Genomic DNA, 13,101 nt, shown 5'->3' with positions numbered 1-13,101 from the left:
ATCACGGACAGTAGCGAAGCCAGCTTTCTCCACTATGCCTGAAGGGGGGAAAAGAAAATGAAAAAATGGTTCGCGGCAATTATGATGGTGGTAGCAATCGTAGCAGCTACTTCTGCAAACTTCCATATTGGATAATAAGCGTATTGGAGAAACAAACACCGCTTGGCTGAGTGGTGTTTTTTCTTCAAGCTTGGAGGAAACAACATGCTATTGGATGTAATTGCCCTATCTTTTCTCGTAGCATTGCTGCGAGGGGGAAGAATCAAGGATTTTCCTAAATTCAATCAAATAAAACTTCTTGTCGTTACCATACTGCTCCAAGCTTGTGCGGTCTTATTCCCTGCGATCGGTGGCATTTTCATATCGATCGCGTATGTGTTTATTTTGGCTTTCCTCGTTTTTAATCGAGAATTTGAGGATATGCGGATATTTTTAATCGGCTGGTTTCTGAATGCGATTGCAATTTGGTCTAACAATGGAAAAATGCCAATTGATTTAGTTCAAGCAGCAAAGCTTCCTTATGATTTAGAGCCGGTTATAAACGGAACGAATTTCAAGCATAGTGTATTGACGGAAAGTTCAAATTTTCCGTTTTTGACGGATGTCATCTACATGCCATCTATCATTCCTCGGATTATTAGCATCGGCGATATTTTTATTATGCTAGGCGCCTTTTTACTTGTTCAGCGATTGATGAATAAACCCATTTCATTACTACAACTTCGCGAAGGTAAAAGTTATGCGACAAAAAACTGATTATGCAAATTGGATAAAGGGGATTGTTGTACAGGTTGGATTTGTCATTGCAGCAATCTATATTTTTTACACATCTTCATCTGAATGGGCAGTTCGTGAGCATTGGGGGGTATTATCTACCTATACTCTCCTGACCATTTTCTCCTGTTTTGCTCCCGTGCGTATATCGAATACGATTTTAACAGTGAACAATGCTGTAATCTTTTCGGGTATCTTGTTGTACGGCGTATGGGTCGGAGTATGGGCTGCAGTTATTGAATCTTTAATCATTGCTTTCCTGGTAAGGTTTAATCCGCTAAAAGCTATCATTAATATTGGACAATTGTTAATGACGATATGGACAGTAGCGTTTTTGAAGGATTGGATCGAGGGCTTCGGAACCGTTTCTCCTATTATTAGCGATTTGATTTTGGCTGTGGTTTATTGGTTTGTGAACCTGATTTTATGTGGATTGGGTATCTCCTATTTTCATCAAATGACCTGGGCGCGAACCGTAAAGATGATGGCAAAAGGATTTACCTCGACTTACTTGCTGCTTTTAATTTTAGCCGGAGTAGGTTCCCGCTTAGTAGAGTCATATGGCCCGCTACCACTAATTCCTATGATGATTGCGTTTATTACGATCAGTTACGTATTTCATCATTACTATGACAACCTCCAAAGGCTTCAGCAAAAAGTAGAAGAGGTCAAATCATTCAATCACAACTTCTTAACGACGATGGCTGCTTCCATTGACGCACGAGATCGCTACACAAGTGGACATTCTCAGCGGGTAGCTTACTGGGGAAGAGAAATTGCGAGAGATATTGGTTTGTCCGAACGCAAAGTGGAGGATGTTTATATCGGGGGAATCCTGCACGACATTGGAAAAATCGGCATTGAAGACGAAATTCTCAATAAAAAAGGAAAGCTGACCCCGGAAGAGTACGACAAGATCAAGCAGCACACAGTCATTGGCTACGAAATTATTTTGCAAGCAGGGATGTTCAACGAATTGCTTCCTGCGATCCGCTCCCATCATGAGCGAATAGACGGAAGGGGATACCCGGATGGTTTAGCTGGGGATGAGATTCCGTTGATGGCGAGAATTTTAGCCATTTCAGACGCTTTCGATGCGATGGTTGCGGACAGGCCTTATCGAAAAGGTTTGCCTGTGGAGGAAGCGCTTCAAGAAATCAGACGGGGCTCTGGTACCCAATTTGATCCGATATTGGCGGAGCATTTTATCAGAATCGTTCAGCGACTGCCGTACGAAGAGTTGCAAAGCATTATCGGAATAGAGTCCATCCCACAAAAACAGTTACAGGAGGCAATCAGATGAGCTGCCCCTTGTAACTGTTTTTATTCGTTTACGACCATATGCGGACGATCTCTCTGGTTTCTAAATGGCAGGTAAGCTTGAATACATCCGGATTGCTTAATTTCTCCCAATCGTGAAAGCCAAAGCGGTCATCGATTGATTTCATGAGCAAGGCCAGCAGGCATCCGTGGCTAACAAGCACGATTTCTTTGTGCGCATCTGCCAAAATCTCAGTGAGCAACGAATTTGCCCGGTTGATAGCAGTGAGACTGGATTCGCCCCCTTCGAATTCAAGAGTCAGGTCATCGAACGTATCGCGCAGTCGCTCGAACCAATCTTCACGTGCCACTCCGCTAAGGACGCGCTCGACCAAACGCGTGTCTTCTTCAACCACGATTCCGCGCTCCTGTGCAAGAGGCTGGATGGTAGCAATCGCCCGATGATATGGACTCGAAATGATTCGATCGATGGGGGAATCTGCGAAGAAGGTGGCAAGCTCCCGGGCTTGAACTTCTCCTTTTTCCGTGAGCAGGGCTTCGGGTTCTTGGCCAGCAGCCTGACAATGACGTACCAAATAAATTGTTTTCATAATCCCTCCAACAGACTTCTCCTATGTAATTCTTCCTTTCACTCATTCTCTACCTTGGATTCGTTTTCCTGTCAATCGCGCAACGTTTATGCATAAACAGACAATGAGTATGCATAAAAACAAGATACTCTTTATGCGAGAAATGTATAATTTCTTTGCATTCCTGTTTTTGTCTGCGAATTCACAAGAAATATACAATAAAAATAGTTGTATTTTTATTAGTTCGTTTGTATAATTACTCGCATGAGAGAAACTTCGAAACGGGGAGAGAGAATGATGGCAAAAGAAAAAATTGTGTTGGCCTATTCAGGCGGTTTAGATACATCGGTAGCAATTAAATGGCTGCAAGATACGTATAACTACGATGTCATTGCAGTTGCATTGGATGTGGGGGAAGGGAAAGACCTCGATTTCGTACAGAAAAAAGCATTGCAGGTAGGGGCATTGAAATCAATCGTAGTCGATGCAAAAGATGCATTCGCAGAAGAATTCGTATTGCCAGCTTTGAAGGCAAACGCCATGTACGAAGGGAAGTATCCGCTGGTGTCTGCACTGTCGCGTTACCTGATTTCGCGCGTGCTGGTTGAAATCGCGGAAAAAGAAGGCGCGGTAGCTGTCGCACACGGTTGCACAGGAAAAGGAAACGACCAGGTACGTTTCGATGTTTCCTTTACAGCGCTGAACCCGGATATCAAAATCGTGGCGCCGGTTCGGGAATGGGGCTGGACGCGTGACGAAGAGATTGAATATGCGAAAAAGAACAATATCCCGATCCCAATCGATCTGGACAATCCATACAGCATTGACCAAAACTTGTGGGGCAGAAGCTGCGAGTGCGGTGTTCTGGAAGATCCATGGGCTGCTCCTCCAGAAGGTGCATACGATCTGACGAAGTCAATCACGGATGCACCAGACGAGGCAGAAGAAATCGAAATCGCCTTCGTGCAAGGGAAGCCAACTGCATTGAACGGCGAAGAGCTCCCGCTGGCTGAGCTGATTCTCAAGCTGAACAAAATCGCTGGAAACCATGGTGTAGGTCGTATCGACCATGTGGAAAACCGTTTGGTGGGCATCAAATCTCGCGAAGTTTACGAGACACCGGCTGCAACTACTTTGATTTTGGCTCACCGTGAGCTGGAATTCTTGACGCAACCACGTGAGGTCGCCCAGTTCAAACCGATTGTCGAGCAAAAACTGGCGCAAGTGATTTACGAGGGTCTCTGGTTTTCGCCGATTCGCAATGCTGTCCAGGCATTCATTGAAGAAACGCAAAAACACGTAACGGGTGTCGTACGTGTGAAGCTGCACAAAGGCCATGCGATCATTGTAGGCCGCACCTCTGCATCGTCTCTCTACAGCCATGAGCTGGCGACTTACAATGCAGGTGACCAATTCGACCACAAAGCAGCACTCGGTTTTATCAAGCTGTGGGGTCTGCCAACAAAGGTATACGCACAGGTAAACGAGGGTGTACTGCACGAGAATAAAAACACGGCCATTAAGATTTTGGATGAAAAGGATGCGATCAAGCAATGAAACTCTGGGGAGGACGCTTCACGAAGCCGACGAATCAACTCGTAGAAGAGTATACTGCTTCTATTTCTTTCGACCAGAAAATGTGGCGACAGGACATCGTCGGAAGCCTGGCTCATGTTGCCATGTTGGGCAAGTGCGGCATCCTGCCGATGGAGGAAGTAAGACAGATCATCGCTGGCTTGAAAAAGGTAAAAGAGAAAATTGAGCGCGGGCAAGCTGAGTTTCTCGTTGCGCACGAAGATGTGCATATGAATATTGAAAAGATGCTGATTGAAGAAATCGGTCCGGTGGGGGGCAAACTCCACACCGGCCGCAGCCGCAATGATCAGGTTGCATTAGATATGCATCTGTACCTCAGAGAAAAGCTGATGGAGATTATCCAATTGGCGATGTATTTGCAAGAGGCATTGCTCGAGCAAGCGAGCCAGCATCTCGATACCGTCATGCCAGGCTATACACATTTGCAGCGTGCGCAACCAGTATTGTTTGGCTATCACCTGATGGCGTATGTGTCCATGCTGCAACGCGATATCGAACGGATGACCGAGACGTGGAAGCGTGTGAATGTGCTGCCGCTTGGAGCAGGTGCCCTCGCAGGTACGACATTCCCGATTGACCGCACGTTTGTAGCGGAATTGCTACAATTTGATGGTATCTATCAAAACAGCATGGATGCAGTGAGTGATCGTGATTTCATCGTCGAATTTTTGGCTGATGCTTCTTTGGTCATGACCCATCTCTCCCGTCTGTGCGAAGAACTCGTCATCTGGAGCAGTCAGGAATTCTCTTTTGTGGAGCTAGACGATGCATTTTGCACGGGGTCCAGTATCATGCCGCAAAAGAAAAATCCTGATGTAGCAGAGCTGGTTCGCGGAAAAACAGGGCGTGTTTACGGCAATCTATTTGGATTGTTGACCGTATTGAAAGGTTTGCCGCTGGCTTACAACAAGGACATGCAGGAAGATAAAGAAGGCATGTTCGATACGGTAACTACCATTCATGGTGCGCTAGCGTTGCTCACGCCGATGATTAAGACGATGCAAGTCAAAGCAGATCGCATGCGTCAAGCAGTTACCAACGATTTTTCCAATGCGACAGACTTGGCAGATTATTTGGTTCGCAAAGACATGCCGTTCCGTCAGGCGCATGAAGTCGTAGGGAGAACCGTCTTGTACTGCATCGAGCAGCAAAAGTATCTTCTCGATCTGACCTTGGAAGAATTCCAGAGTTTCTCAGAGGCTATTGGGGCAGATGTGTATGACGCTCTCGCTGTTGAGACAGTTGTCAATGCACGCAACGTGCTGGGTGGGACCGCTCGTAATCAGGTAGAAGTACAAATGGATTGGTACCGCAAGCAACTGGTAGAAACACATGCTTGGGTAAACAAAAACAGTCAAAAGGTCATGATTGAATCCCTGATCGATGTCGGTTCACCTGCATAAAAACGTACTTGTAGGTAAAGCAAAAACCCCAGAGCTTTGGGGTTTTTTTGCGTTCTATCCTTATCTACCGACTATTTTCGAATCAAAGCCTAATGCAGTTGCGTACGCAAGAGGCAGCTCCATGCGGGCTGTCTTTAAAGGATCGACGACCTGACAGATACGCAAATCTCCCGCAGCGGAGAGCAAGAAGGTGGCTTCGGCCTTTTCTACTCCCAGCTCTTCGTGTAGAAATTGTACCATGTTAATTACCGCTCGATCCGCAGCCTTGTCCAGCTCTTTTTCCGATGCAATCGTGATCAGGTGCTCTTGATTGACTGCCATCGGTAGCGGCCACTGCTTTCCTTTTATCACATCGAGCTTTACGGTTACTTCCCCAGCAATTTCCACGCCACATACAGCTACTTCACCGTCAGCCATTGCAGCATGAAGGTCACCCAGGGCAAATAATGCGCCGGGAACATTTACGGGTAAAAGCAATGTAGTACCTTCGCGCATTTGCTTGCAGTCCATGTTGCCGCCGTGATCGCCTGGCGTACCGCATGAAATGGCTTCTTTGGCAGGAGCTGTTCCAATTACGCCAATCATGGGATTGAGTGGAACCTGAAGCTTGTCTGACAATACAGCTTGTCCATCTTGTATCGGAATCATTTTGATTACATTTTCTTGGAGGTCGAATCCCATTACACCCAGTTCTGGTCCAGTAACCATTACGCCTTGAATTTTAATCTCAATTTTCTGAATATGAACAACCAAAATATCGCCTGGTTCTGTTCCTTCTATATAAATAGGTCCGGAAGCGGGGTTGATCCGATTCCAATCAAGCTCTTGAAACACGGTGTCAGCTGATTGGATTTGGTCCTCGAAGCAATCGCAGGTTTCAACCGTTACGATACTGCCTGCTTCTACCTTCAAGACCGGCTGATTCTCAGGAGACATGGCATAAATCACGTCCTGCTTTTTTACTCTGTACATGGTTGCAGTCCTCCAGTCCATTTCGAAATTTACATATATTTCTTTATCATAGCATGAAATGCCTATGTGTTTAGCGCCGATTCATGGAGGAAATAATTGTACAAAGGAATCGAAGGCCTAAAGAGAGCAGGGAGCAATCATGCAAGAGAGCTACAAGATCAGTCCCCGTCAACTATTGATGCTCGTCACCCTTGTTACCATTGGGGACTCCGTTCTCGTCCTGCCTGGCATGACGGCTGCACTCGCGAAACAGGATGCGTGGATATCCGTCCTGATCGGGCTTGTGGTGGGACTGCTCAATATTGTCTTACTCATAGCTGTGGGGAAGCTTTATCGGAATCAAAGCTTTTTCACCTTTGTGGATCAAACCGTTGGGAGAGTATTAGGAACGATCATTACACTCTCGTTTATTAGCTATACGCTGTTTTCAGCAGGGGCGCATGTGATGGAAATTGGCGACTTTGTTGGTACGCATCTATTAGTCTCGACTCCAAGATTCGCGATACAGCTGTTGTTTGTCATTGTGATTATGTTTGGGGTGAGTTTGGGACTGCAAACAGTCGCAGAATCGGCAGAAATCTATTTTGTCTGGTTCTTTTTCTTTTTTGTTTTACTCATGATTACTCTGCTGCCACAGGCGGAAATATCGAGAATTTCACCTGTTTTTGAAAATGGGTGGAAGCCTATTTTGCAGGGATCTACGGCGGCAATTGCCTTTCCTTATTCAGAGCTGGTCATTTTTATGGCGGTTCTTCCGTTTGTCTCGCCCATCCAAAAACGGATGAGATATTTTTTTCTGGGGACGTTGCTTGGGGGAATTGTGCTGTTCATCATCATGCTGATGTGCATCCTTGTTTTGGGGGCAGATCAGACTGCGCGGCATTTTTATCCGACCTATGTTCTCATCAAACAGCTGAAGCTCGGGGATTTCATTCAGCGGCTAGAAGCGATTATCGCGGTGATCTGGTTTATCGCAGTGAGCGTCAAAATTACGCTGTATTGCCTGTTTTTTCATTTGGGAATCCGTCACGTTTTTCGAATCGACAACTTCAAGGTTCTAATCTTTCCGTACATCATTTTGCTCATGGTGATGTCCACGATTTTCTCACCCAATATCGTCGTCTTTGGCGACATCATTTCGAAGTACTGGCCATTCTATGATTTTACTTATAGCTTCGGTGTACCGTTGGTGCTGTTATGCGCACATACAATTAGGAAAAGATCATTAGGACAGTAAAAAAGTGAGAAGTAGAGAGCTTAACCAGTGGAACTACTACCACTCCTAACGAACAGAGAAAAGTTAAATTGTATTGATAAGACAATCAATAGTAAAACAAAAATGACCCATATGAGAAGCACTATACTAAAGTGTCCATCATACGGGTCATATTTTTATTTAATATACTGAGTTTGTAAAAGCACTATTATTTTTTTGTAACTGATACACTCCAAGAGTTTCCAGTTGGATTTCCGTTCTTTAATTGAATAACTAAGTTTTTTCCAGTTGCGTTTGCTTTCAAAACAGAGTTTTTATCTACTGATACAGTTGCTTCCATTTGATCTGGGTCACCTGGAAACACAGAATAAGTATAACCTTTTGGAAGTTGATAAGTTCCGCCAACTTTAAGAGATACTGAAACAGGGTCAGCGGCAGCTCGAGCAAAATAAGTCGCGTTTTCAGAAGCATTCGCTACTTGAACTCCGAAGAGAAGCGGTACAGCGAGTGTAGCTGTGAATATAAGCTGACTGATTTTCATAAAACTTATACCTCCGAAAATTAAAAATTTTCCATTTAAAACAGGAATATCCAAATATTAGCATTATATCAATTTCGTGTAAAGAACAATTTGGTAAAATTAGCCAGTTTTATCATGTACATTTTTGTGGTTTCATAGGTAATGTTTTTTGTTTGTTGGATCGATTATCCAAATCTATGAGCAAGGAGACGGATTACAATATAGGGCCCATTGAAGCGGGATTTCTTGATACTCTATTGATTCGGCATTTGAGACTAGTCCATGGATAGGAAGTAAAACACCTTTCTTAAATTGAGTCATGGAAGTGTCGTGCAACCATGCCATCTGAGAAAGGTGTATACTTAATGTTTCCTTATAAATTATCTAAGGGGATATTCACTCTGGTTTTTCTTCTTTGTTAAACGATCCTTGGAGACTACAAGAATTGAGAAAATCTCCTTACAAACTTTTTTGTAAAATCAGTAGAACATCTTTGCTTGTAAGCTGTTTAAAAGTACCAATCGGGCCAAACGGAGTGGCTTTTTCGGCCATCAGCTGCAAGTGCTCGTCGGTGATGTCGTAATCAGCCAAGCGGGTCGGGGCACCGATACGGGCAAAGAAAGCTTCTGTAGCGGCAATCCCTTCCAAGGCGATCTCATCATCTGTCTTGCCGGAAGGATCGACATTCCATACCTCTGTTGCGAAGCGCACGAAGCGAGCGACGTTATCACGGTACACATAGCGCATCCATTTCGGGAAGATGATGGCCAGACCGCCACCGTGCGGGATGTCGTAAACAGCACTGACAGCATGCTCAATGGAGTGAGTTGCCCAGTCTGTTGTGACGCCAACCGGGAGAGTGCCGTTCAATGCCATTGTTCCGCAGTACAGGATGTTGGCGCGAGCATCGTAGTCTTCCGGATTCGTGAGGACGCGTTCTGCATTTTCGATGACGGTTTTCATGATTGACTCAGCAAAACGTGTTTGCAGTGGAATTTCGGTTGTATGCGTGAAATACTGCTCGAATACATGGGACAAAATGTCGCTGATTCCGTAGATCGTTTGGTCGCGAGGTACGCTAAACGTATGCGCAGGATCCAGAATCGAAAACGCTGGAAACGTCGTGCCAGCTCCATGCTTTTCTTGTGTCTCCCAGTTGGTGACGACGCTTCCCCGGTTCATTTCAGAACCCGTAGCAGCAAGTGTCAGTACGGTACCGAGGGGGAGAGCCTCTTGTGCGACCGCTTTACGCGTATAAAAATCCCACACATCTCCCTCGTAAGGCACACCGATCGCGACTGCTTTGGCCGCGTCGATTACACTGCCTCCACCAACAGCGAGTATCCAATTAACGCCTTCTTGGCGGCATAGCTCAATTCCTTTGTTCACGGTACTCAGACGTGGATTTGGCTCCACTCCTGCCAATTCATGTACGCGGCAGCCCGCAGACTGGAGGAGAGAAATTACTTTGTCGTAGAGTCCGGTTCGTTTGAAACTGCCACCACCATATACCAAAAGAACAGTGGGACCTAGCTGTCTTGCTTTTTCCTCGAGCTGGGCCAATTGACCCCGTCCAAAAATCAGCTGAGTCGGGTTATGGTAAACAAAATTTTCCACGTTATATCCAGCTCCTTTTTACATGAATAACCTCTTGTCACACTCATTGTAGCCAACTGTTTTCCATGATGCTAGGCGGGAATGTGCAATCTTATTTTCTCCCTAATTCGTGACAGTTGTTAACAATCGAAGCTGTTTCGACAAGAAATGAGAGATTTAGTGGATACCATCCTTGAATCGTGGTGGTATAATGGATAAGATGGGAAATCCCGCTGTTTTTCAACAAGGTATGGCAGCGGTTGCTAGTGGGTAGAGGGGTTTTGTCGATTTTACCGTTAACAAAAAATCAGGATCAAGATACATAAAGAAGGATCTGACGAAGTAGGATGTGATTTGCTTGATCGAAATGTTCGATGTGTGGAAAACATACCCGAATGGTACGAATGCTTTGAAAGGTATCAACATTCGAATCGAAAAGGGTGAATTTGTGTACGTAGTAGGCCCCAGTGGAGCGGGTAAATCTACGTTTATCAAATTGATGTACCGTGAAGAGAAGCCGACGAAAGGACAAATCTTTTTGGGTGGCTTCAATGTCAGCAGAATTAAAGAACGTCAAATTCCATTAGTCCGCCGCAGTATCGGTGTTGTATTCCAAGACTTCAAGCTGCTGCCGACATTGACTGTTTTCGAAAACGTCGCATTTGCGATGGAAGTAATCGAGAGTAATCCCAAACAAATCAAGCCGCGCGTGATGGATGTTTTGGGACTGGTAAAGCTCAAGCATAAAGCAAAAATGCTGCCGAGCGAGTTGTCCGGTGGTGAGCAGCAACGTGTTGCTTTAGCGCGTGCACTGGTGAATAGTCCGGGAATTATTATCGCGGACGAACCAACGGGGAACTTGGACCCAGAGACCTCATGGGAAATCATGAAGCTGTTTGAAGAAATCAATCAGCGAGGAACGACTGTCGTCATGGCGACACACAACAGGGAAATTGTAAACACCATGAGAAAACGGGTGGTTGCGATCGAAGCAGGCCAAATCGCCCGTGATGAGCAGAGAGGGGAATACGGTTATGAAGATTAGGACGCTGGGGCGCCATGTCCGTGAAGGGGTCAAAAACCTCGGGCGGAACGGCTGGATGTCGTTCGCTTCTATTAGTGCCGTGACCATTACCCTCTTTATTTTGGGAGTTTTTCTTGTGTTGGCGATGAACGTCAATTACTTTGCACAATCCGTCGAAAAACAAGTGGAAATTCGCGTTTTCATGGACTTGCTGGCGACAAAAGAAAACATCACACAGGTTGAGAACAACATCAAGAAACTTCCGCAAGTGGAATCCGTTTCATTTATACCGAAAGACGAGGGTCTGAAGCAGTTTAAAGAGAGCCTTGGTGAAAAAGCATACTTATTTGAAGGCTTGGAGGAGAGCAATCCTCTGCCGGATGCGTTTACCGTAAAAACGAAGCAACCACAAGACACTGCTGCTGTTGCCGCTCAAATTAAAAATCTCCAGTATGTCAAAAGCCTAACCTATGGGGAAGGCACTGTGGATAAGCTGTTTTCCTTGACAGGAGCAGTTCGTAATGTCGGGATTGCCTTTATTATTGGACTTGGCTTTACAGCGATGTTCTTGATTGCCAACACGATTAAGCTGACGATTGTGGCACGTCGCAGAGAGATTGAAATCATGAAGTTGGTTGGGGCCACGAACTGGTTTATCCGTTGGCCATTCTTTGTGGAAGGGCTGTTGATGGGTGTGGCAGGGGCATTGATTCCTACCATTATGTTAATGGTTGGATATTACTACCTTCTGGATGCCATTCACTCCAGCTTTGAAGCTTCCCAACTGTTTAAACTGTTGCCGCTATTCCCGCTCGTGTATCAAGTGGCGCTGGCTTTGCTAGCGATTGGCGCATTCATCGGGATATGGGGAAGTTTGGTGTCCGTACGTCGCTTCTTGCGAGTTTAATAATTTGAAGAGCGTGGGAGGAGTATCATGAGAAAGAGAATCCTGCTAGCACTCGTAATCACTGGGCTTGTAGTCGGTACTGTGCTCCCGACAAATGTGAGCTTGGCAGCGCCTAGTAAGGCTTCTTTGGACAAGATTAATCGAGAGCTAAAAGACATCCAAAAGAAGAAGAAAAGCCAGCAGCAGCAATTGAAGAAGACCGAAGAACAGATCAATGTCGTGCAAAAAGAGAAAAAAGGCTTGGAGACGCAATTGATGCAAATTGATTTGCGTCGCAACGATACACAGAAAAAGCTGGACAAGCTTGAGCAGCAAATGGATGATACCAAGGAAAAAGCAGCAAACGCTCAGGATCAGTTGGATGAAGCAAAAGACCGCGTAGCCAAAAGGGATGCCTTACTCAGAACGCGTGTGACTTCCATGTATGAACGCGGTACGATCTCTTATTTGGATGTACTTCTCGGCTCCTCTGACTTTGGGGACTTTTTGACGCGTATGCAGGCCTTGCAGCTTATTTTGGAGCAGGACACGCGTATTTTAGAGGATAACATTCGCGATAAGGAAACCATCGAGACCAAAAAGAAAGAAATTGATCATCAACTGACTGTGTACGCTGGGATGTTCGATGAGGCTGAGGTGCTCAAAGTCGAATTGGACAAGCAGTTTAAGCAAAGCATGGTGGTAAAGGCTGAATTGGAAAAGAAAGAATCCGCCCTTCAAGAAGATTTTGTTCAGTATGGACAGGAGCTCTTGTCGATCACTAAAATGGAATCAGCGAAATACGCCGAGCGAGTACGAGCGATGAGTTCTTCCAGTACAAGCTACAAGGGCGGAAAGTTTGCTTTACCAGTGGCGAGTGGTCAGTTTCGCTTCACTTCTGGTTTCGGTGTACGAAAGGACCCGTTTACGGGTAGATCTGCTGGGCATAATGGTTTAGATATGGCAGCACCAAAAGGAACTACAATTATGGCTGCGGCTGACGGAATAGTGATCTATGCCGGATATTCCAACGGCTACGGGAATACTGTAATGATCAAGCATAACGCGGAATATACCACCCTGTATGGCCATATTCGCGAGGGCGGTATCAAGGTGTCTGCTGGCCAGTCCGTATCGAGAGGTCAAAAGATAGCGGAGGTAGGCTCTACCGGTCGATCAACTGGGAATCACGTGCATTTTACCGTTTATAAAAACGATGTTGAGGTCAACCCAATGCCGTATTTGAAGTAAACCTCGTGCGACC

12 protein-coding genes are annotated in these 13,101 nt (G+C 45.5%); 8 read left to right on the top strand and 4 right to left on the bottom strand.

The genetic code is table 11. The features are described from left to right. Nucleotides 1-204: 204 nt before the first annotated feature. Nucleotides 205-756 (top strand): DUF5317 family protein, encoded by a 552-nt coding sequence (locus HPY27_RS12735; RefSeq protein ID WP_017252249.1) that lies wholly within the window; start codon nucleotides 205-207, stop codon nucleotides 754-756. Beyond that, nucleotides 740-2,077: an HD-GYP domain-containing protein gene (locus HPY27_RS12730; RefSeq protein ID WP_017252248.1), complete on the top strand. Its 1,338-nt coding sequence runs from the start codon at nucleotides 740-742 to the stop codon at nucleotides 2,075-2,077. Before HPY27_RS12735 ends, HPY27_RS12730 begins: the two co-directional genes overlap by 17 nt. Nucleotides 2,078-2,105: 28 nt before the next feature. Here the strand turns inward: HPY27_RS12730 and HPY27_RS12725 are convergent, their stop codons facing one another. Further along, nucleotides 2,106-2,645 (bottom strand): histidine phosphatase family protein, encoded by a 540-nt coding sequence (locus HPY27_RS12725; protein WP_174225154.1) that lies wholly within the window; start codon nucleotides 2,643-2,645, stop codon nucleotides 2,106-2,108. Between the two features lie 276 nt (nucleotides 2,646-2,921). Here HPY27_RS12725 and HPY27_RS12720 point away from each other — a divergent pair, with 276 nt between their 5' ends. Together HPY27_RS12720 and argH are read left to right on the top strand one after the other, a co-directional pair. Further along, nucleotides 2,922-4,181, top strand: a complete 1,260-nt coding sequence (locus HPY27_RS12720) for an argininosuccinate synthase (protein ID WP_174225153.1) — start codon at nucleotides 2,922-2,924, stop codon at nucleotides 4,179-4,181. Next, nucleotides 4,178-5,623, top strand: coding sequence for an argininosuccinate lyase (gene argH, locus HPY27_RS12715; RefSeq protein WP_106835123.1), 1,446 nt, complete (start codon nucleotides 4,178-4,180; stop codon nucleotides 5,621-5,623). Before HPY27_RS12720 ends, argH begins: the two co-directional genes overlap by 4 nt. Nucleotides 5,624-5,683: 60 nt before the next feature. Here the strand turns inward: argH and HPY27_RS12710 are convergent, their stop codons facing one another. Next, the gene (locus tag HPY27_RS12710; protein WP_174225152.1) at nucleotides 5,684-6,595 is read right to left on the bottom strand and encodes an acetamidase/formamidase family protein; all 912 of its coding nucleotides are present in this window, start codon (nucleotides 6,593-6,595) and stop codon (nucleotides 5,684-5,686) included. 139 nt (nucleotides 6,596-6,734) lie between these two features. Between HPY27_RS12710 and HPY27_RS12705 the strand changes: the two genes are divergently transcribed. Then, complete coding sequence (locus HPY27_RS12705; protein WP_174225151.1) at nucleotides 6,735-7,832, top strand: GerAB/ArcD/ProY family transporter; 1,098 nt, start codon at nucleotides 6,735-6,737, stop codon at nucleotides 7,830-7,832. Nucleotides 7,833-8,019: 187 nt separating this feature from the next. On the opposite strand, the gene HPY27_RS12700 is transcribed toward HPY27_RS12705, so the two are convergent. Together HPY27_RS12700 and HPY27_RS12695 are read right to left on the bottom strand one after the other, a co-directional pair. Further along, nucleotides 8,020-8,352, bottom strand: coding sequence for a hypothetical protein (locus HPY27_RS12700; RefSeq protein WP_174225150.1), 333 nt, complete (start codon nucleotides 8,350-8,352; stop codon nucleotides 8,020-8,022). A gap of 438 nt (nucleotides 8,353-8,790) precedes the next feature. Next, nucleotides 8,791-9,948, bottom strand: coding sequence for an iron-containing alcohol dehydrogenase (locus HPY27_RS12695; RefSeq protein WP_174225149.1), 1,158 nt, complete (start codon nucleotides 9,946-9,948; stop codon nucleotides 8,791-8,793). A gap of 337 nt (nucleotides 9,949-10,285) precedes the next feature. On the opposite strand from HPY27_RS12695, the gene ftsE reads away from it, so the two are divergent. From ftsE to HPY27_RS12680, 3 genes are read left to right on the top strand one after another with little or no spacing between them, the layout of a single operon-like run. Then, complete coding sequence (gene ftsE / locus HPY27_RS12690) at nucleotides 10,286-10,972, top strand: cell division ATP-binding protein FtsE (protein ID WP_015893511.1); 687 nt, start codon at nucleotides 10,286-10,288, stop codon at nucleotides 10,970-10,972. Continuing rightward, nucleotides 10,962-11,858, top strand: a complete 897-nt coding sequence (gene ftsX / locus HPY27_RS12685; RefSeq protein WP_017252241.1) for a permease-like cell division protein FtsX — start codon at nucleotides 10,962-10,964, stop codon at nucleotides 11,856-11,858. Before ftsE ends, ftsX begins: the two co-directional genes overlap by 11 nt. Nucleotides 11,859-11,885: 27 nt before the next feature. Beyond that, a complete protein-coding gene (locus tag HPY27_RS12680) occupies nucleotides 11,886-13,088 on the top strand; it encodes a murein hydrolase activator EnvC family protein (protein WP_174225148.1) in 1,203 nt (400 codons plus the stop codon). The last annotated feature ends 13 nt before the right edge of the window (nucleotides 13,089-13,101 follow it).

The organism is Brevibacillus sp. HB1.1 (genome assembly GCF_013332445.1).
Taxonomy (GTDB): domain Bacteria; phylum Bacillota; class Bacilli; order Brevibacillales; family Brevibacillaceae; genus Brevibacillus; species Brevibacillus porteri.
Note: the sequence above shows the minus strand (reverse complement) of the source record. Positions and strands in the feature narration are given on the sequence as shown.

Coding starts and splice junctions, on each gene's coding strand:
- HPY27_RS12735 (WP_017252249.1), top strand. CDS start 205: ATGCTATTGGATGTAATTGCCCTATCTTTTCTCGTAGCATTGCTGCGA.
- HPY27_RS12730 (WP_017252248.1), top strand. CDS start 740: ATGCGACAAAAAACTGATTATGCAAATTGGATAAAGGGGATTGTTGTA.
- HPY27_RS12725 (WP_174225154.1), bottom strand. CDS start 2,645: ATGAAAACAATTTATTTGGTACGTCATTGTCAGGCTGCTGGCCAAGAA.
- HPY27_RS12720 (WP_174225153.1), top strand. CDS start 2,922: ATGGCAAAAGAAAAAATTGTGTTGGCCTATTCAGGCGGTTTAGATACA.
- argH (WP_106835123.1), top strand. CDS start 4,178: ATGAAACTCTGGGGAGGACGCTTCACGAAGCCGACGAATCAACTCGTA.
- HPY27_RS12710 (WP_174225152.1), bottom strand. CDS start 6,595: ATGTACAGAGTAAAAAAGCAGGACGTGATTTATGCCATGTCTCCTGAG.
- HPY27_RS12705 (WP_174225151.1), top strand. CDS start 6,735: ATGCAAGAGAGCTACAAGATCAGTCCCCGTCAACTATTGATGCTCGTC.
- HPY27_RS12700 (WP_174225150.1), bottom strand. CDS start 8,352: ATGAAAATCAGTCAGCTTATATTCACAGCTACACTCGCTGTACCGCTT.
- ftsX (WP_017252241.1), top strand. CDS start 10,962: ATGAAGATTAGGACGCTGGGGCGCCATGTCCGTGAAGGGGTCAAAAAC.
- HPY27_RS12680 (WP_174225148.1), top strand. CDS start 11,886: ATGAGAAAGAGAATCCTGCTAGCACTCGTAATCACTGGGCTTGTAGTC.